The following is a 19,648-nucleotide window of genomic DNA, read 5'->3' on the forward strand; positions in this document are numbered from 1 at the left end:
CATTCACATTACCGTAATGGAGATGCAAGATGAATCACACGCCACAAGATTTGCGTACACAAACGCTGGAGCTGATTACCGCGGCTGGCAATGCGAACAAGGCGGCAGCGCCTGTCGTGCACCTGGTGCAGGCATGGCTGGACTCGCTTGACGCCGAAGACCTGGCCGACATCGCGCCCGGCAGCCTGGCGCCCGTGCTGGTCGACGGTTTTACGCAAGCGGCCAAGCGCACCGGCAGCGGCTGCCAAATCGCCACCCTGCGCTATGCGGATGGCCGTGGCGGCATGGCGAGCGCCTTGCTGATCCTGAACGAAGACATGCCTTACCTGGTCGATTCCATCGTCATGGCCATGCGCCGCCAGCACCTGGCCGTGCGCGGCGTGATGAATACCGTGCTGCCCGTGCGCCGCGCCGCCGACGGCAGCGTGGAAGCGGTGCGCCAGCCTGGCGACCCGCTCGAATCGTACGTGCTGGTGCTGCTCGACGATGAACTGGCGCCCGATGCGCTGGCCGCGCTGGTCGCCGCCATCGACATGGTGGCGCGCGACGCCGCCGTCGTGCGCCGCGACAGCGCCGCCATGAGCGAGCGCCTGGCGGCCGTCGCCACGGCCGCCGCCCAGCATGGCGAAGAAGGCGCGGAAGTGGCCGCCTTCCTGGAATGGGCCCGCAGCGGCGGCTTTGAAGTGTTCGGCTACGCGTATTACCGCGTCAAGCCGGGCGTGCGCGAACTGGAACGCGACATTCCGAGCCGCGTGGGCGTGCTGCAGGATACGGCGCATCCCGTCTACGGCACCTGCCTGGCGAATATTCCGGGCGATTTCGATACCCTGGCCAAGCGCGAATCGGCGCTGTCCATCGTCAAGGCCGACGTGGCCGGCACCCTGCACCGCGACCAGCAGCTCGATTTCATCGGCGTGCGCGACACGGATGCGCAAGGCGCGATCCTGGGCGAACACTGCTTCGTCGGCCTGTTTACCCGCGCCGGCAATTCCACCCCGCTGGCGGCGCTGCCCTTTGCGCGCGGCCGCGTGGCCAAGGTACTGAGCCTGGCCGGCGTGCGCCAGCAAGGCTTCCGCGCCGAGAAATTCCGCGAGATCCTCGAATCCCTTCCGCGCACCGAAGCGCTGGAAGCGGACCTCGACTGGCTGGCGCAAGTGTGCGGCGCCGTCGTCTCGCTGTACAAGCAGCCGCGCACCAAGGTCTTCGCGCGCCGCGACGTGTACGCGCGCCACCTGAACGTGCTGGTGTACCTGCCGCGCGAGCGCTACAGCGCCAGCGTCGCATCGAGCCTGGCCAAGGCGCTGCAAGCCAGTTCCGGCGCCACGCATGTGAGCACGCAGACCCTGGTGGCCGACGGCCCCCTGGCGCGCGTCTACCTGATCGCCCACGCCGCCCGCTACCCGCTGGACCTGGAAACGGATATCGAACAGCCGCTCTTGGGCGTGCTCGATGGCTGGCATAACGGCTTTGCCGCCGTGGCCGACGCCGTGCCCGACGTGACCCTGCGCACCAGCCTGCGCAAACTCTGCGCCACCCTGCCGCTCGATTACGTGGCCGCCACCGCGCCGGCCGTCGCCTTCCGCGACCTCGACACCATCTTGCGCAACACCGATCCATCGCACGTGGCCGTGCGCATCGAGACGGGTGCCGTCACCACCATCCGCCTGTACTCGGCCAACAAGGTGCCGCCGCTGTCGGCCATCCTGCCGGCGCTGCATAACGCGGGCGTGGCGATCGACCGCGAGCAGGCATTTTCGATTTCGCCGCTGGACGGCACGCGCTATTTCGTCACCAGCCTGACGGTCGATGCCGCCAGCGCGGCGAAACTGGCGCAGCCATCCGTCGTCGCCGTGGCGCAGGAGCTGTTTGCCGCCCTGTTCAACGATGAAGCCGAAGATGGCCGCCTGAACGGCCTGGTCATCGAAGGCGGCCTGTCGACGCGCGAAGTGCAGCTGGTGCGCGCCTACACCAGCTACTGGCGCCAGACGGGCAGCCGCTTCTCGGTGCGCTACATCGCCGAAAGCCTGCGCAAGCAGCCGGCCCACGTGAAAGCCCTGGTCGACGCCTTCCTGCAGCGCTTCGATCCGTCGCTGCCGGACGCGCAGCACGCGGCCGCCCTGGAAGCCATCGCCACCATCAAGGCCGGCCTGCCGTCCGTGAACCATGCGGACACCGAGGAAATCCTCGGCGCGCTGGCCGACCTGATGGCCGCGACCCTGCGCACCAGCTATTTCCAGAATAATCAAGCCGGCGACAAGATCATCTTCAAGTTCGACACCAGCAGCCTGGCGCTGGTGCCGGAACCGCGCCCGTACCGCGAGATCTTCGTCTTCTCGCGCCGCTTCGAAGGCGTGCACCTGCGCGGCGGCCCGGTCGCCCGCGGCGGCTTGCGCTGGTCCGACCGCATGGAAGACTACCGCACCGAAGTGCTCGGCCTGGTGAAGGCGCAGATGGTGAAGAATGCCGTCATCGTGCCGGCCGGCGCGAAGGGCGGCTTTGTCTGCAAGATGATGCCGAAGGACGCCGTGCGTGAAACCATTGCGGCCGAAGGCGAGGCCGTGTACCGCCTGTTCATTTCCAGCCTGCTGGAAGTGACGGACAACCGCTCGCTGGGCAATATCGTCCCGCCCGTCGACACCGTATGCTTCGACGACGCCGATCCTTACCTGGTGGTGGCGGCCGACAAGGGCACGGCCACCTTCTCCGACATCGCCAACGGCATCGCCGTGCAGCGCGGTTTCTGGCTGGGCGACGCGTTCGCCTCGGGCGGTTCGAACGGCTACGACCACAAGAAACTGGGCATCACCGCCAAGGGCGCGTTCGAAGCCGTGAAGCGCCATTTCTATGAAATGGACCACGACCTGAACACCACCCCGATCACCATGGTCGGCGTGGGCGACATGTCGGGCGACGTGTTCGGCAATGGCGTACTGCTGTCGCGCCAGCTGAAACTGGTGGCCGCGTTCGACCACCGCCATATCTTCCTCGACCCGACGCCGGACGTCGCTGTCTCGTTCGACGAGCGCGCGCGCCTGTTTGCCCTGCCGCGCTCCTCGTGGGACGACTACAACAAGGAGCTGATCTCGGCAGGCGGCGGCGTGTATCCGCGCTCCGCCCGCACGATCGAGCTGTCGCCGCAGATCCGCGCCGCGCTCGATATCGCCGAGACCTCGCTGCCGCCGGAAGAACTGATGCACCGCATCCTGAAGTCGCCCGTGGACCTGTTCTACAACGGCGGCATCGGCACCTATATCAAGGCCTCCAGCGAGACCCATGCCCAGGTGAAGGACCGCGCGAATGACCATATCCGCGTCAGCGGCAATGAGCTGCGCGTGAAGGTCGTCGCCGAAGGCGGCAATCTGGGGGCGACGCAGGCAGGCCGCATCGAGTTCGCGCTGGCGGGCGGACGCATCTTCACCGATGCGATCGACAACTCGGCTGGCGTGGATTGCTCGGACCATGAAGTGAACGTGAAAATCTGGCTGGACGTGGAAGTCAATGCGGGCAAGCTGACGGAAGCCGACCGCAACCGCGAGCTGTATGCGATGACGGACGACGTCGAGCGCCTGGTCCTGCGCGACAACACCCAGCAGACGCACTTGCTGGTGCGCGAGTTGCAGGCGCAAGGCGAGAGCGCCGTGCAGGATGGCTATGCCGCCCTGATCGCCAGCCTGGAAGAAGAGGGCGCCCTGTCGCGCGAGCTGGAGCAATTGCCGTCGGTGGCCGAACTGGCGCGCCGCAAGGCCGACGGCCGTGGCTTGACCACGCCGGAACTGGCGGTGGTGATCGCCAACGTGAAGAACCGCTTCAAGCGCATCCTGTCCGCGCTGCCGCTGACGGACGAAACGTGGGCCGAGCCAGTCCTGAAACCCTACTTCCCGTCCCTGCTGGTGGAAACCCGTTCGGCGCTCGACCACCCGCTGGCCAACGCCATCCTGGCGACCGTGCTGGCCAATGAAGTGATCAACCGCTGCGGTCCGCTGATGATACGCAACCTGGCGTTCGAGCATGGCGTGGACGAGTCGGCAGTGATCCTGGCCTGGGGCCAGGCCTGGGTGGCGCTGAACCTGGCGCCCGTGTTCGACGCGCTCGATGCGGATGCCCTGACGATTCCGCGTGCCGTGTCGATCAAGGTCGATGCGCAAACGCGCGTGCTGCAGCAAACGATGATCGCCGGCGTGCTGTCCGTGCCGGCAGAGCAATTGCGCGGCGCGGGCCTGGCCGAACTCACGCGCCTGTTTGGCGCGGAATCGAAGCGCGAACTGCTGCAAGCCGTCGGCATCAAGTCCGAGGCAGCGCTGGTGCCGGGCCTCAAGCCGGCCTTCGTGCAGGCGTGGGATGCGGTCGATGCGCTGGAAGTCGTCTCCGGCTTCCTGTTCCCGGCCCTGTCCGTGCCGCGTCCTGCGTCGATGGACCTGGCGGCCTTCCTGCAAGTGGGCCTGGCCCTGCGCAGCCAGGCGGGCATCGATACGCTGGAACGCGGCCTGAAGCTGGCCGCGCAAGGCAAGTCGCAGGAACAGTTGCGCAACTATGCGCAACAGGCGCTGCGCCGCACGCAACAGCGTCTGCTGACGCAGGTGCTGGCGCGTGCCGAGCAAGGCAACGCGGGCAAGGCCGTCGATGCGGTGACGGGCGCGCTGGGCCTGTCGGCCTATGCGGCGGCGACGGAACTGGAGCAAGCCATGCTGGACGTGTGGACCTTGTCGGAGGCCGTGAATAAGATCACGGCGAAACCTACCGCGGAAGCGACGGTGTAATGACGCAAGCAGCAACACAAGCAGTAACACAGGCAGTGCAGGGCGCCGGCGGCTTGCCGCCGGCCGTGCAGGCGCTGGCGCAGGCCGATTTCGGCGCCGTGGCGCAGCTGTTCTCGGAGGCCGGCTTCACGGTGGCCTTGCCGGCGCCCGGCATGCTGCAGGTGCTCAAGCCGCAAGCCGGTGCGGGCCGCGCCAGCGTGGCCGTCTCTGTGGGCGTGCATGGCGACGAAACGGGGCCGATCGAAGTGCTCGCGCATTTGCTCGACGCCCTGTCGCGCGATGCGTCGAAGCTGGCCGTCGATTTGCTCGTTTGCGTGGGCAATGTCGATGCGATCCGGGCCGGCAAGCGCTTCATCGACGCCGACCTCAATCGCATGTTCCGTCCCGTGCGGGGAAGCCTGGCGCAGGCGGCGGAAAGCGCGCGCGCCGATGAAATGATCGCCGCCACGGCAGCGTTCTTCGGCGCGGCCGGTCCCGTGCGCTGGCACCTGGATCTGCACACGGCCATCCGGCCTTCCGTGTACCCCACGTTTGCCATCGTGCCCGACCTGGTGGCCGACGAGGCCAAGGCGCAGCTGGTCGACTGGCTGGGCCAGGCGGCCATCGGCGCCATCATCATGAACCCGCAGTCGGCCGGCACGTATAGCTATTATTCGGCCGAGCACTTCGGCGCGGCCGCCAGCACGGTGGAGCTGGGCCGCGTGGGCACCCTGGGGCAGAACGATTTGTCCCTGTTCGACGACGTGTCGCGGGCGCTGGACGGTCTGTTGCGGGGCCAGCCTGCGCAACCCGTCAAGGAGGCGCCCCACGTATTCAAGGTGGCGCAGGAAATCATCAAGCACAGCGATGAATTCCGCATGGCCTTCGACCGCAGCACGCAGAATTTCACGTCCTTGCCGCAGCACGCCGTGATCGCCAGCGATGGCGACCACGTCTACACGGTGCAGCACGCGGAAGAGCTGGTGGTGTTCCCCAACCCGGACGTGCGGGTGGGTTTGCGCGCCGGCTTGATGGTGGTGCGCGTGTCTTGATCGCTGTATTGTGTTCGTACGTCAGGCGCCAGCCGGGGAAACCCGCCTGGCGCTTTTTTTGTAAAAAAAATTCCACACGGAAATAATTATCCATTAAGCAATCAATTGATATAAAATATTTACCCTTTGCAATTTTTTGGACCGATCATGTTGAAACGCCTGCTGACAGCCCTGCTGTGCCTGACCCTCTCCGGCCTGACGGCTGCCGCCCCTGCCGATGACAAGGCTTCCGCACCGGAAATGACTGCCGAGCAATTCCTCGCCCAGTTGCACCTGCAGCGTGGCAAGATCACTTTGCCGGGCGGCATCGCCACCCTGGACTTGCCCGCCAACTTCCGTTATCTGTCGCCGACGGACGCCGAGCGCGTGCTGGTCGACGCCTGGGGCAATCCACCGGGCATGGAATCGCTGGGCATGATCGTGCCCGCCAAGACCAGCGTGCTCGAGCGCGACAGCTGGGGTGTCATCGTCACCTATGAAAAGGAAGGACATATCAAGGATGACGATGCGGACAGCATCAAGTATGACGAATTGCTCAAGGAGATGCAGGCGTCCGTGCTGGAAAACAATGCGGAGCGCAAGAAGCAGGGCTATCCCGGCATCCATTTGATGGGCTGGGCGGAAAAACCCAGCTATGCCAAGGATACGCACAAGCTGTACTGGGCCAAGGACCTGATGGTCGATGGCGGCGAGCACTCGCTCAATTACAACGTGCGCGTGCTGGGCCGCGAAGGCGTGCTGAACCTGAACGCGATCGCCGGCATGCAGCAGATCGAGGCGATCAAGAAAGAAATGCAGCAAGTAACGGCGTTCACGGAATTTACCGAGGGTAACCGCTACACGGATTTCGACAGCAAGACGGACAAGGTGGCCGAGTACGGCCTGGCGGCACTGGTGGCGGGCGGCGTGGCCAGCAAGCTGGGCCTGTTTGGCAAGCTGCTGGCGCTGTTGCTGGCCTTCAAGAAAGTACTGATCCTGGCCGTCGTGGGTGCCGGTGCGGCCATCGTCAAGTTCTTTGGCGGCAAGCGCAAGGAGACGCCCGCACCGCAGCCGCTGCCGCAAGCGGAACCGGCAGAACAGCCCGGCCATGCGCCGGATGGCAAGGTCAACCTGGAAAAGTAAAAGCAATTGGGCCGCTCGGTGCGCTGGCGCACGGGAGCGGCATGGCGCGCGCTGCCGGAAGACGAAGCCTCGGGTACACTGGCGCATCGTTCATTATCAGGAGTGCGCCATGTCCGTGTCCATGTATCAGGCAACCATCCCCGTCTTCATCCGCGGCTTGCGCGTCGTCTCGGCCTTGCTGGACAAGGGGCAGGCGCATGTGGAGGAAGACGGCATCGTGCCCGAGATTGTATTGGGCGCGCGGCTGGCGCCTGACATGCTGGACCTGACGGCGCAAGTGCAGCGCGCCAGCGACACGTCGAAGATGTCGGTCGAGCGCCTGAGCGGCGTGCCGGCGCCGAAATTCGACGATAACGAAACGTCGTTCGAACAGCTGCAAGAGCGCATCGCCAACACCATCGCCTACATCGACAGCGTGAATGCGGGCCAGATGGCGGGCAGCGCGCAGAAGGAAGTGGTGCTGAACTGGACCGATGAAGGCACGAAATTCTCGGGCGATGATTACCTGCTCAGCTTTGCCTTGCCCAACTTCTATTTTCACGTCTCCATGGTCCACGCCATCCTGCGAAACAATGGCGTGGCCGTAGGCAAGCTCGACTATCTGGGACCGTACGACTGACTTGGCTTAAGGTTGCGGCTGTTGCACCTGGTTCTGTACCGCATTACCCAGCATGCCGCCGCCGATCACGCCGGCCACGGTCGCCAGCGCCTTGCCGCGGCCGCCACCGACCTGATTGCCGATCAAGCCGCCGATGACGGCGCCCGTGCCGATGCCCACGTAGTTGGGCTGGGCCGGTGCCGGCGCCGGCTGCTGCTGGCGCACGGGTTCGCGGTAAGCCGTGTCGCGGTAGCCATCATTGTTATCGTTGTAGGCAGGGCGTGCTTGCGCCACTTGCGTGTGGTGCACGACGCGCTTGTGCACGACGGGGGCCGGCGCCGGTGCCGGCGCGGGAGCGGCCTGCGCCACGACGGGAGCGGCGAGCGGGGCGGCCACGGGCGCTGCCAGGGCTGCCGCGCTCGCTGGCGTCAGCGCCGCCACGTCCGCAGGGATGGCCGGCGTGGCAGGCACGTTGGCCCGCGAATTGGGCAGGATGCCGGCGATGGATGCCGCGCCCACCAGGCACAGCACCGTGACGGAAATGGCGGCGCCGGCCATCAAGGGGTGGATGCGGTTGGCGGTAGTCGTCGTGTTCATGTGTTCTCCTGGGGGCAATGTGTTGCGCTGTTGTTGATGTGTCCAGCTGGTGTGTCCACATTAACGGCCGCGCCTGCGCAAGGCTAGCCCTTGCGCTGTATCAAACGTAAGCAGGTGTAAGCCGCGCTTTCCAAAGCACAGTAGAATCGGTGCTTCCCCTTTTCCGGAGTCCGCCATGAGCCAGCTATTCACGCCGTATGCACTGGGGCCGCTGCAAGTGGCCAACCGTATCGCCATCGCGCCCATGTGCCAGTACTCGGCCGACAATGGCAATGCCACGGACTGGCACATGATCCACCTGGGCCACCTGGCCCTGTCCGGCGCGGGGCTGCTGATGACGGAAGCGACGGCCGTCTCGCCCGAGGGACGCATCTCGGCCGAGGACCTGGGCCTGTGGTCGGACGCGAATCAGGCGGCGCTGGCCAACGTGGTGCAGGCGATCCGCCGCCACGCCCCGATGCCGCTGGTGGTGCAGCTGGGCCATGCGGGACGCAAGGCGTCGAGCCGCGCGCCCTGGCAGGGCGGCGCCTGCGTGCACCTGGCCGAGGGCGGCTGGCAAACGGTGGCGCCATCGGCCATCGCCCACGCGCCCGGCGAAACGGTGCCGATCGCCCTCGACGAGATGGGCTTGTTGCAAATCAAGGGCGCCTTTGTGGCGGCCGCCCAGCGCGTGCATGCGCTGGGCATCGAGGGCATCGAACTGCACGCGGCGCACGGTTATCTGCTGCACCAGTTCCTGTCGCCCCTGTCGAATCACCGCACCGATGCGTATGGCGGCAGCCTGGAAAACCGCATGCGTTTTCCGCTGGAGGTGTATGAAGCCGTTCGCGCCGCCGTGCCCGCCAGCGTGGCCGTGGGCGTGCGCATTTCCGCCACCGACTGGGTCGACGGTGGATGGGACATCGAGCAAAGCGTGCGCTTCGCGCAGGAACTCAAGCAGCTGGGCGCCGACTTCATCCACGTCTCCAGCGGCGGCATTTCGCCCCAGCAGCAGATTCCCGTGGGGCCTGGCTACCAGGTGGCGTTTGCCGAACGCATCAAGCGCGACAGCGGCTTGCCCACCATCAGCGTGGGTTTGATCACGGAAGCGCAGCAGGCGGAAGACATCGTTGCCAACGGCCAGTCCGACATGGTGGCGCTGGCGCGCGCCATCCTGTTCGACCCGCGCTGGCCCTGGCATGCGGCGGCCCAGCTGGGCGCGCAGGTGCAGGCGCCGCCCCAGTACTGGCGTTCGCAGCCGCGTGAATTCAAGAACCTGTTCGGCGACACGGCCCTGGGCCAGCGCTGAACCGGCTGTCTCTGCTACACTGACGTTTCTTCCCATTTCTCCAGGACGCTTCGACATGCGCCATTGATACTGCCGTGCTGTGTGCACGGCCTCGCCCTTCCCGCCACGGCACCTTGCGCCGCGCGGGTTCGCCAGCCCTGTCTGCACGTACAAGGAGTATCCATGCCCGCATTACTACAACTCGACCGTCTGTCCCATGCCTTGCCCGATGGCCGGGTGCTGTTTTCCGATTTGCAATTTTCCTTTGCCCCGCAACGTGTCGGCCTCGTCGGCGATAACGGCGTGGGCAAGAGCGTGCTGGCCCGCCTGCTGGCCGGCCACGAGCTGCCATCGGGCGGCGCCGTGCGCTGCGACGGCAGCGTGCATTACGTGGCGCAGGAACTCGATCCGCAACACTACCGCACCGTGGCGGCGCTCGCCGGCATGGAGGGCTTGCTGGCGGCACTGGCGCACATCGCCGCCGGCAGCGTCGACGAAGCCGACTACGCCTTGGTGGGCGAGCGCTGGGATGCCTCCGCCCGCCTGCGCCAGGCGCTCGATGCGCTCGATCTGCGCCATGTCGACGCCGGCACGCCCACGGCCAGCCTCAGCGGCGGCGAACGCCAGCGCATCGCCTTGCAGGGCGCCTGGCTGTCGCAAGCGGATTGGCTGGTGCTCGATGAGCCGAGCAACCATCTCGATGCGCAGCAGCGCGCCCGCCTGGTGGCGCAGATGGGGCGCTGGCCCGGCGGTTTGCTGCTGATCAGCCATGACCGCGCGCTGCTGGAGCACGTCGATGCCATCGCCGAATTGTCGCCGCAGGGCTTGCACAGCTATGGCGGCAATTACGCGATGTATGCGCAGCAGCGCGCGCTGGAACAGGCCGGCTACGCCGCCGCCCTGCAGGCGGAAAAGGCCGGCGCCCGACGCGAACAGCGCGAAGCGCAGCAGCAGGCCGAGCGCCAGCAGCGCCGCGTGGGACGTGGCGAGCGCGAGGGCCGCGAAGGCAATCAAAGCAAGCTCTTGCTCGATGCGAAAAAGGAGAAAAGCCAGGATAGCCAGGGCAAGCTGCGCGTGCGTGCGCAGGAAGCGCAGCAGGCGCGCCAGCAACGGGTGATGGACGCCGGCGCCCGCTGCGCGCCGGAGATGGAACGCCTGTTGCTGGCGCCCGACAGCGCTGTGCCGAACGGCAAGTTGATCCTGGCATTGCGCGACGTGGTCTTGCCGCATGGCCAGGCGCAGGCCCTCAACCTGGTATTGAGCGGGCCGCGCCGCCTGGCCGTGACGGGAAATAATGGCAGCGGCAAGTCGACCCTGCTGCGCGTGATCGCCGGGCAACTGATGCCCGTCGGCGGCACCGTGCAATGCCATGCCAGGATCGCCTGGCTGGACCAGCATGCGGGCGCGCGCGAAGGAGACCGCAGCGCCGTGCAGCGCTTGCAGGCGCGCAATAGCATCCTGGCGGAAGGGGACTTGCGCACGCGGCTGGCGCTGCTGGGCATTGCCGGCGCGCGCGCCACCATGCCCAGCCATTTGCTCAGCGGGGGCGAGCGCATGAAGGTGGCGCTGGCGGCCGAACTGTATGCACAGGCGCCGCCCCAGTTGCTGCTGCTCGACGAACCGGACAATCACCTGGATGTGGCCAGCCTGCAGGCGCTCGAGCAGATGCTGTTGCAATATCAGGGGGCGTTACTTGTGGTTTCGCATGACCGGGCATTTCTGGAGGCGATAAACCTTGACCCGGAGGGCTTGACATTGCATAAGTGATAATTGAATGAAAAAATACACGCTCGATGCCTGGAGAGCATGCTTCATGAACCGATGCTGAATTTTGTTTGATTGTCGGTATAATCCACTGAATAACCGGGCCTATTTGTGAACTAAAACTGCTGGTTCACCAATATGATGACGTTTAATCTGGCACTGCTGTCGCTCACTGCCGCGCTGCCAGGGCGACGCTGTCCGTGCCCAGCCGCTCATGAATTTCGGTTTCGTTTATATTGTTTTCTTGGAGAAATAGCATGTCGTTTTACGAAAAACTCAAAGCCCTCAACATCGAACTGCCAGTCGTTGCTGCGCCAGCTGCCGCTTACGTGATGCATGCCCGCACGGGCAACACCGTCTTCCTGTCCGGCCACCTGGCCAAGAAGGATGGCAAGGTCTGGGTCGGCCAGCTGGGCAAGGACGTGACCACGGAAGAAGGCAAGATCGCTGCGCGCGGCATCGCCATCGAACTGATCGCCACCTTGCAAGACGCGTGCGGCGGCGACTTGAACAAGGTCAAGCGCATCGTCAAGGTCATGAGCCTGGTCAATTCCACCTCCACATTCACGGAACAGCACCTGGTCACCAATGGCGCCTCGGAACTGTTCGTCGAAGTCTTCGGCGACAGCGGCAAGCACGCCCGCTCCGCCTTCGGCGTGGCGCAGATCCCGCTGGGCGCTTGCGTCGAGATCGAACTGATCGCCGAACTGGCCTGATCGTCTGAGCATGCCGGCGCTTGCCGCCGGCTCACCGTTTCCTCCCTTCCAGCAAGAGCGGAACCGCCATTGGGTGGAGGGATCGGTGTATTCAAGAAAAAACGGAGACACGTAATGAAAACGAGTGAACAAGGCTTGCACCGCGGCCTGGGCGAGCGGCAGATCCGCCTGATGGCGCTGGGCGCCGCGATTGGCGTGGGCCTGTTTCTGGGGTCCGGCAACGCCATCAAGATGGCCGGTCCCGGCATCATGCTGTCGTACATCATCGGTGGCGCGGTCATCTTCATGATCATGCGCGCGCTGGGCGAAATGGCCGTGCACAATCCCGTGGCCGGCTCCTTCAGCCGCTATGCCCAGGATTACCTGGGACCGCTGCAAGGCTATCTGACGGGCTGGAACTACTGGTTCCTGTGGCTGGTCACATGCGTGGCCGAAATTACCGCCGTCGCCATCTACATGGGCATCTGGTTCCCCGACGTGCCGCGCTGGATCTGGGCCCTGGCGGCCCTGGGTTCCATGGGCGCGATCAACCTGCTGGCCGTGAAAGCGTATGGCGAGTTCGAATTCTGGTTCGCCCTGATCAAGGTCGTCACCATCATCCTGATGATCGTCGGCGGCACGGGCATGATCATCTTCGGTTTCGGCAACGGCGGCGTGGCCATCGGCATCTCGAACCTGTGGACGCATGGCGGTTTCTTCCCGAACGGCGCGCAGGGCGTGCTGATGTCCTTGCAGATGGTGATGTTTGCCTACCTGGGCGTGGAAATGATCGGCCTGACGGCCGGCGAAGCGGCGAACCCGAAGAAATCGATTCCCGACGCCATCAATTCCGTGTTCTGGCGCATCCTGATTTTCTATGTCGGCGCCTTGTTCGTCATCCTGTCGATCTACCCATGGAATGAAATCGGTACCTCGGGCAGCCCCTTCGTGATGACGTTCGAACGCCTGGGCATCAAGACGGCAGCGGGCATTATCAACTTCGTCGTGCTGACGGCAGCCTTGTCCTCGTGCAATGGCGGCATCTTCAGCACGGGCCGCATGCTGTACAACCTGGCGCAGCAAGGCCAGGCGCCGAAGGCGTTTGCGGAAACCACGGCCAGCGGCGTGCCGCGCCGCGCCATCCTGGTATCCGTGTTTGCTCTGCTGCTGGGCGTGCTGCTGAACTACCTGGTGCCGGAAAAAGTGTTTATCTGGGTCACCTCGATTTCCACCTTCGGCGCCGTCTGGACCTGGGGCGTGATCCTCGTCACGCAGATCCAGTTCCGCAAGACCCTGACGCCGCTGGAAATCAAGAACCTGGCCTTCCGCATGCCGTTCGCGCCCTACGGTTCCTGGATTTCGCTGGCTTTCCTGGCGCTGGTGATCGGCTTGATGGCGTATTTCCCCGATACGCGCATCGCCCTGATGGTGGGTCCTGCCTGGCTGATCCTGCTGACGGTGCTGTACTACGTGCTGGGCCTGGCGCCGAAAGACCGCCGCGACGACGTGCCGCAAGGCTACGAAGCAGGCTGGCCACCGGCCGATGTGCCGCACGGTAAAAAGTAATTCGGCGTAGTTGAGCTGAATCAAAAGCGCGCCCCTGCTCTTGCAGCGGCGCGCTTTTTCTTTCATATTGGCAATTCCATGCAGCGCTAGCGCCAGTGCGCGTTTGATGGCGCACGCCTGGCGTTGTTTCCTTGCATCAAACTTCTGTTTAGCTGAGCCGATGAAAGCCCTATAATCGCTTAGTTTTGAAAATGGACGCGATCTTTCCGGTTTTTTGCCAGGTAGGGCCGGAGCGCCATTTTTAAGTGTTTTTACCCGTCATGTTTCGAACGACACCTGACAAAACCGTAGCGAGCGGATGCGAGTTGTGGCTAAGAAGCGCAGCTGTGCGAATGCACAGTGAGCATCGCAGGCCGCAAATCACGACGCGCAGTAGGTTTTGGCAGGTGTTCAAGTGCATGCCTCATAAAGGAATGCTAGTGAGCCAAACCCTGGTCCAGAAACTTTGCCGCACCAAGCCGATCGATACCACGGTCGAATATGGTGAAGGCCTCAGCAGCAGTGGCTTGAGCCGGTCCATCGGCCTGTTTTCCCTCACCATGATCGGCGTCGGTGCCACCATCGGCACGGGCATTTTCTTTACCATGGTCGAAGCCGTGCCCAAGGCAGGCCCGTCGGTCGTCCTGTCCTTTTTGATCGCCGCCATCACGGCCGGTTTGACGGCCTTGTGCTATGCGGAATTGTCGTTCCGCATTCCCGCTTCCGGCTCCTCGTATTCGTTTGCCTACGCCACCGTGGGCGAGTTCCTGGCCTTCATCATGGCCGCCTGCCTGCTGCTCGAATACGGCTTGGCGGGCAGTGCCGTGGCCATCGGCTGGTCGTCCTACCTGAATAATTTCCTGGAAAATGCCTTCGGCTGGCATATTCCCGAGATGCTGCGCACGCCGATGATCGTTTCTGGCCCGCATGGCATGGAGTTTCATGCCGGCCACATCAACCTGCCGCCCATCTTCCTGATCTGCATGTGCGGCTTCCTGCTGCTGCGCGGCGCCAAGGAGTCCGCCCTGATGAACGCCATCATGGTCATCATCAAGCTGGCGATCCTCGTGTTTTTCATCGTCATCGCGTTTTCCGGTTTTAATGCCGACAATTTTTTCCCTTTCTTCAATGCCGACAACAGCAAGGGCTTTGCCGGCATGACGGGCGTGACGGCCGCGGCCGGCACCGTCTTCTTCTCCTTCATCGGCCTCGATACGGTGGCGACGGCGGGCGACGAAGTGAAAAATCCCACGCGCAATGTGCCGCGCGGCATCCTCGGCGCCTTGCTGATCGTCACCGTGTTTTACCTGCTGGTGGCCGTGGCCGCCCTGGGCGCACAACAGGCCAAGCTGTTCGAAGGCCAGGAAGCGGGCCTGGCGGTGATCCTGCAAAACGTCACGGGCAAGACCTGGCCCGCGCTGGTGCTGTCGGCTGGCGCCGTCATTTCCGTCTTCAGCGTGACCCTGGTGACGATCTACGGCCAGACGCGCATCCTGTTTGCCGTCAGCCGCGACGGCCTGATCCCGAAGTCGTTCCAGAAGATTCATCCACGCACCCTGGTGCCGGTCAGCAATACCATCATCGTCTGCCTGGTGGTGGCCGTGGTGGCGGGCTCCGTCGATGCTACTTACCTGTGGGACATGGTCAGCATCGGTACCCTGACCGCGTTCATGGTGGTGTCGATTGCCGTGCCCGTGCTGCGCCACAAGCAGGGCGCCAACCGCATCGAAGGCTTCAGCGTACCGTTCGGGCCGTATGTGATTCCTGGCCTCAGCGTGCTCGCTTGCCTGTACATCATGCGCGATTTGCCGCACACGACGTTTGTCGTGTTCAGCGTGTGGATGGCGGTGACCGTGGCCATTTATTTCTTGTACAGCATGCGGCATTCGCACTTGGGCAAGAAGGCCCGCTGATGCAGTCTGTTCCATCCGAAACCGCCGCGCTTGCCGGCGGTTTTTTTTATTCTTAACTGGAATTTACATGATGAAAATAACTGATCTGGCCGCATGCGGCTTGCTGGCAAGCAGCCTTCTGGGCACCACGGCGCAGGCCGCTCCTGCAGCCGAGCCGGCGTTGCGCGACTACCGTGCCGTTGCCCTGTCGGCCAATGGCCAGCGCATTGCCGCCATCGAATCGAGCAAGACCGGCGAACAGCCGCAGCGTCCGCATGCGGCCATCGTCGTGCGCGACGCTGCCAATGGCGCCATCGTCCAGCAATTCGACCCTTGCGCCGTGTGCTCGTACGATAAGCCCAGCTGGTCGCCGGACGGCAGGCAGCTGGCCTTTGTCGCCTACGATGCCAAGGCGGGCATGGCGCATCTGTACCTGGCCACGATGACACAGGCGCAAGCCCAGATATTGACGAGCATCAAAGGTGTGGCCAGCACGGCGCGCTGGTCGCCCGATGGCAAGCAGCTGGCCCTGCTCGCGACGGTGGGCGCGCGCAAGCTGGCCGGCGCCGTCGAGGCGGGCGCACGCCAGGTGGGCGAAGTGGGCAGCGAAGACGATGCCCAGCGCATCGCCGTCGTGCCTGTCAGCGGAGGCGCACTGCGTCTGCTGTCGCCAGGCGACACCTATGTGTATGAATACAACTGGACGCCCGATGGCCGCGGCTTTGTCGCCACGAGCGCGCAGGGCAATGGCGACAGCAACTGGTGGGTTGCCAAGCTCAGCCATATTGATGGGACCACGGGCGCCCTGCGCGTGATCGCGTCGCCGGCCATGCAGCTGAACTTGCCTTCGGTCTCGCCGGACGGCAAGACGGTGGTCTTCATCGGCGGCCTGATGAGCGATTTCGGCTCCATCGGCGGCGACCTGTACACGGTCCCCCTGGCCGGCGGCACCCCGCGCAATCTCACGCCAGACTATCGCGGCACCTTCAATGGCGTCGTCTGGCGCGGCGCCGGCTTGCTGGCGACCGCGCTGATCGATTCGCAGCTGGCGCTGGTGCCTGTCGATGCGCAAGCCGGTCCGGCCCAGCCGGTGATGCTCGGTGAGCTCAGCAGCAGCGGCAGCGACGGCCGCTTGTCGTTCAGCGCCGATGGCCGCCACGCCGCTGCCGCGCAGGAAGACTTTACGCACGCCAGTTACCTGGTGGCGGGACCGGCGGGCCAGCTGAAAAAAATCACGCGCGACAATGACGGCTTTGCACCGCAGTTGACGGTGCAAAACGTGGGCTGGAATAACGAACAATACAAGGTGCAAGGCTGGCTGCTGGGACCGTTGTCGGTGGAGGCCGGCAAGCGCTACCCGATGATCGTCAACGTGCATGGCGGGCCCGGCGCGGCGGCCTCGCCCCGTTATGTGGCGGCCAGCACCCTGATCCGCGAATTGACGCAAAAAGGCTATTTCGTCTTCCTGCCCAATCCCCGCGGCAGCTTCGGCCAGGGCCAGGCATTTACGCGTGCCAACATGGCCGACTTTGGCGGCGGCGACTGGCGCGACATCCTGGCCGGCATCGATGCGGTGGAAAAAGTGGCGCCCGTCGACGGCCAGCGCCTGGGCCTGATCGGCCATTCGTATGGCGGCTTCATGACCATGTGGGGCGTCACGCACAGCGACCGTTTCAAGGCGGCCGTGGCGGGCGCGGGCGTGTCGAACTGGATCAGCTATTATGGCCAGAACGGCATCAACCAGTGGATGATCCCGTTCTTCGGCGCCTCCGCGTATGACAACCCGGCCGTCTACCGCAAGGCTTCGCCCATCGAATCGATCAAGGCGGCGAAGACGCCGACCCTGATCTACGTGGGCGAGCGCGACGTGGAAACGCCGGCCGCCCAGTCGCTGGAATTCTGGCACGGCCTGCGCGCCATGGGCGTGCCGTCCAGCCTGTTCATCTACGATGGCGAAGGCCATTCCTTCCGCAAGCCCGAGCATCAGCGCGACTTGCAGCAGCGTACTGTCGGCTGGTTTGAACGGTATCTGAAGTAGTCATTGGCGGCCTGCCGCAGGCAGGCCAACCTGGATAAAGCGGCTGACAAAATGTTCAGGGCCAGGCGCCGTGCCGAAGGCAGTACGAATGTACGACGAGGCGCGGCAACAACGCCATGGACTTTTTGTCAGGCGCGCGGTGCCACAATATGCACGATCGCCGCGCTATGTATCACGATCTTGTCCGCATCGGCCTGCAACAATCGGATGCGTCTCTGGACCAGCGGCCAGCCCGACCAGGCCACGTCGCTGACCGGCGGCACGGCTGGGGCGGCCAGCGGCGCGCAGATGGCGGCCTTGTTGTCGAGCTGCTCCAGCGCGCGCGACAGGGTCAAACACACTTGCGTATGGCTGTGGCTGAGCAAGGCGTTGACGGGGGCGACAGGCAGCTGGCTGGCATGCCGCCCCAGGATGGAACGCAGGGCCGCCACGTGGGCGACCAGCAGGTAGTTTTGCACGATGAACAGGTTGATGTCTTCCACGGCCCGCTGTTTGCTGGCCGGTTCGTCGAGCATGCGCACCAGCGCCGAGCTGAGCGCTGCCAGGCTGTCCATCAGGCGTTTGCGCTCGATGCGGTAGGCGAAGTCATCGAAACATTTCCCCTGCAGCAGCTCGAAGCTGGCCTGCATATAGCTCAAGTTCACATTCAGCACCTGGCGCACGAGGCGTGGCAGGCTCTGGTATTCCCAATTGGCCAGCACGAAACTGAACACGGTGGCAACAAACGCGCCGATCAGGGTATCGATCAGGCGTTCGCTGACGAGGTTCGGGTTGCTGGGCGCCACCAGGTGCATTTGCAGCAGAATCATCAGGCTGACGGCGATGGCCGTGTAGCGGTAGCGCAAATAGATGAAGGTGGGCGTGGCCACGATGGACAGGAACAGGATGGCCATCAGCACGATATTGCTGTGCACGAAACGGATCACGATGGCCGTGATGACGCAGCCGATGATGGTGCCGATGATGCGGTCGGCCCGGCGCTGGCGCGTCATGCTGAACGTGGGGCGCAAAATGATGACGATGGTCAGCACGATCCAGTAGCTGTGCGCCGCATACGGCAGCCAGTGGCCGATGGCCAATCCCACGGAAATGGCCATCGATACGCGCAGGGCGAAGCGGAACACGGGCGAGTCCAGGCGCAGGTTCGACAGCAGGGTCTTCAGTTCGTATTTCTGCTGCGACAGGAAGGGCGCCATGTCCGCGCCGCTCCAGAACGGCACGTTGTCATAGACTTTCTGGCTGGCCAGGTGCAGGTCCGCGATCATTTTTAAGATGGCGCGGATCTTGTTGCGCTGTGCGCGCAAGGTGGCCAGCGCTTCCTGCGCGCTGTCGCCTTTCGCATGCAGGCGGGCAATTTCCCCCTCGATGTCGGCCCACTCCTTGTCGTAGCTGATCTGCGCATACGAGGCGCGCTTGCGCGTGACGGCATACGCCACGGATTCGATATCGCGCGCAGCCTTGTAGGCGAGGTCGTGCAGGGATTTGAGCACGTCGGAGTCGGCCAGGTGCTGGCGCAGCAGCGCGTAATCCGTGTGCGTGGAGAGGATCAGCTCATACAGATCCAGCATGCATACGTGGACTTGCACGACGATGGCATCCTTGCTGTTCTTGTGGCTGCGCAAGATCAAGTCGCGCGACGCCTGCTGGCGGTCGGCCAGGATGCTTTGGTGGCGCACCAGCTTGTTGAACTGCTCCGTCAGGTTAAAACGGGTGTCGTAGAAATCGGCCTTGATGTCGATGTAGGCGGCCAGTTCGAACAGGGCTTCGGCCAGCACTTGCTGCTTGATGCGGTGGCGCAAGACCCAGGCGATGGCCATGGCATAGGCCAGGTAAATCAATCCCCCCAGCATGAACAGGCCCGCGTGGTGAAACGATTGCTGCCACGTCATCTGGTGCTCCATCGACATGGTCATGATGAACAGGGCGGCCAGTTGCAAGGGCATCGATTTCTTGCCGTACACCACCATCATGCTGGCGAGGAAACTGACCAGCACGAGTACCGTCAGCAGCAGCCAGTGCACGGGGCCGCACAGGCTGATCAGCAGGGTGACGGCACTGCACAGCAGCACGGAGGCCAGCATTTCGTTGAACTTGTGGCGCAGGGGGCTGGGCATGTCCATCAGGGTCGTGCACAGGGCGCCGATGCATACCGTCATGGCGGTATTGCTGTCGCTGATTTCCTGGGTCAGCAAGGCCAGGCCGACGAGACCGATGGCCACGCGCAAGCCCAGGTAAAAATAATGGCTGTAAATAAAGGTGCGCAGGTTCAGTGCGTAGTGCATGGGATTACCTTGTGGGTAGGGCACAGAAAGAGGCGCCGCACCGGGGTCTCCGATGCGGCG

General features: G+C 64.1%; 12 protein-coding genes. 10 read left to right on the plus strand and 2 right to left on the minus strand.

Going from position 1 to position 19,648, the window contains the following annotated elements; genetic code table 11:
* Positions 1 to 29: 29 nt before the first annotated feature.
* The 4 genes from GCN74_RS00205 to GCN74_RS00220 all read left to right on the plus strand — a co-directional run bounded on the left by GCN74_RS00205 (position 30) and on the right by GCN74_RS00220 (position 7,529).
* Positions 30 to 4,757 (plus strand): NAD-glutamate dehydrogenase domain-containing protein, encoded by a 4,728-nt coding sequence (locus GCN74_RS00205; RefSeq protein WP_152254792.1) that lies wholly within the window; start codon positions 30 to 32, stop codon positions 4,755 to 4,757.
* Positions 4,757 to 5,788 carry a succinylglutamate desuccinylase gene (locus GCN74_RS00210; RefSeq protein ID WP_152254793.1) on the plus strand — a complete coding sequence of 344 codons (1,032 nt, stop codon included), beginning with the start codon at positions 4,757 to 4,759 and terminating at the stop codon, positions 5,786 to 5,788. The genes GCN74_RS00205 and GCN74_RS00210 overlap by 1 nt, the downstream gene beginning before the upstream one ends.
* Positions 5,789 to 5,935: 147 nt before the next feature.
* A complete protein-coding gene (locus tag GCN74_RS00215; protein ID WP_152254794.1) occupies positions 5,936 to 6,910 on the plus strand; it encodes a DUF2167 domain-containing protein in 975 nt (324 codons plus the stop codon).
* 109 nt (positions 6,911 to 7,019) lie between these two features.
* Positions 7,020 to 7,529, plus strand: a complete 510-nt coding sequence (locus GCN74_RS00220; RefSeq protein ID WP_152254795.1) for a DUF1993 family protein — start codon at positions 7,020 to 7,022, stop codon at positions 7,527 to 7,529.
* A 6-nt stretch (positions 7,530 to 7,535) separates the two neighbouring features.
* On the opposite strand, the gene GCN74_RS00225 is transcribed toward GCN74_RS00220, so the two are convergent.
* Positions 7,536 to 8,105, minus strand: coding sequence for a glycine zipper 2TM domain-containing protein (locus GCN74_RS00225; RefSeq protein WP_152254796.1), 570 nt, complete (start codon positions 8,103 to 8,105; stop codon positions 7,536 to 7,538).
* 175 nt (positions 8,106 to 8,280) lie between these two features.
* On the opposite strand from GCN74_RS00225, the gene GCN74_RS00230 reads away from it, so the two are divergent.
* From GCN74_RS00230 to GCN74_RS00255, 6 genes are all read left to right on the plus strand, one after another.
* Positions 8,281 to 9,393 (plus strand): NADH:flavin oxidoreductase/NADH oxidase, encoded by a 1,113-nt coding sequence (locus GCN74_RS00230; RefSeq protein WP_152254797.1) that lies wholly within the window; start codon positions 8,281 to 8,283, stop codon positions 9,391 to 9,393.
* 162 nt (positions 9,394 to 9,555) lie between these two features.
* A complete protein-coding gene (locus tag GCN74_RS00235) occupies positions 9,556 to 11,139 on the plus strand; it encodes an ATP-binding cassette domain-containing protein (protein WP_152254798.1) in 1,584 nt (527 codons plus the stop codon).
* Positions 11,140 to 11,393: 254 nt separating this feature from the next.
* The gene (locus GCN74_RS00240) at positions 11,394 to 11,852 is read left to right on the plus strand and encodes a RidA family protein (RefSeq protein WP_070254760.1); all 459 of its coding nucleotides are present in this window, start codon (positions 11,394 to 11,396) and stop codon (positions 11,850 to 11,852) included.
* Positions 11,853 to 11,966: 114 nt separating this feature from the next.
* Positions 11,967 to 13,397 carry an amino acid permease gene (locus GCN74_RS00245; RefSeq protein WP_152254799.1) on the plus strand — a complete coding sequence of 477 codons (1,431 nt, stop codon included), beginning with the start codon at positions 11,967 to 11,969 and terminating at the stop codon, positions 13,395 to 13,397.
* A gap of 419 nt (positions 13,398 to 13,816) precedes the next feature.
* Complete coding sequence (locus tag GCN74_RS00250) at positions 13,817 to 15,289, plus strand: amino acid permease (RefSeq protein ID WP_099666227.1); 1,473 nt, start codon at positions 13,817 to 13,819, stop codon at positions 15,287 to 15,289.
* A gap of 67 nt (positions 15,290 to 15,356) precedes the next feature.
* Entirely contained in the window at positions 15,357 to 17,306 is a 1,950-nt protein-coding gene (locus tag GCN74_RS00255; protein ID WP_226938794.1) for a S9 family peptidase, read from the plus strand.
* A 128-nt stretch (positions 17,307 to 17,434) separates the two neighbouring features.
* On the opposite strand, the gene GCN74_RS00260 is transcribed toward GCN74_RS00255, so the two are convergent.
* Positions 17,435 to 19,588 carry an FUSC family protein gene (locus GCN74_RS00260; protein ID WP_152254800.1) on the minus strand — a complete coding sequence of 718 codons (2,154 nt, stop codon included), beginning with the start codon at positions 19,586 to 19,588 and terminating at the stop codon, positions 17,435 to 17,437.
* Positions 19,589 to 19,648: the final 60 nt, after the last annotated feature.

It is taken from the genome of Janthinobacterium sp. FT14W (assembly GCF_009208755.1).
GTDB classification, from domain to species: domain Bacteria; phylum Pseudomonadota; class Gammaproteobacteria; order Burkholderiales; family Burkholderiaceae_D; genus Janthinobacterium; species Janthinobacterium violaceinigrum.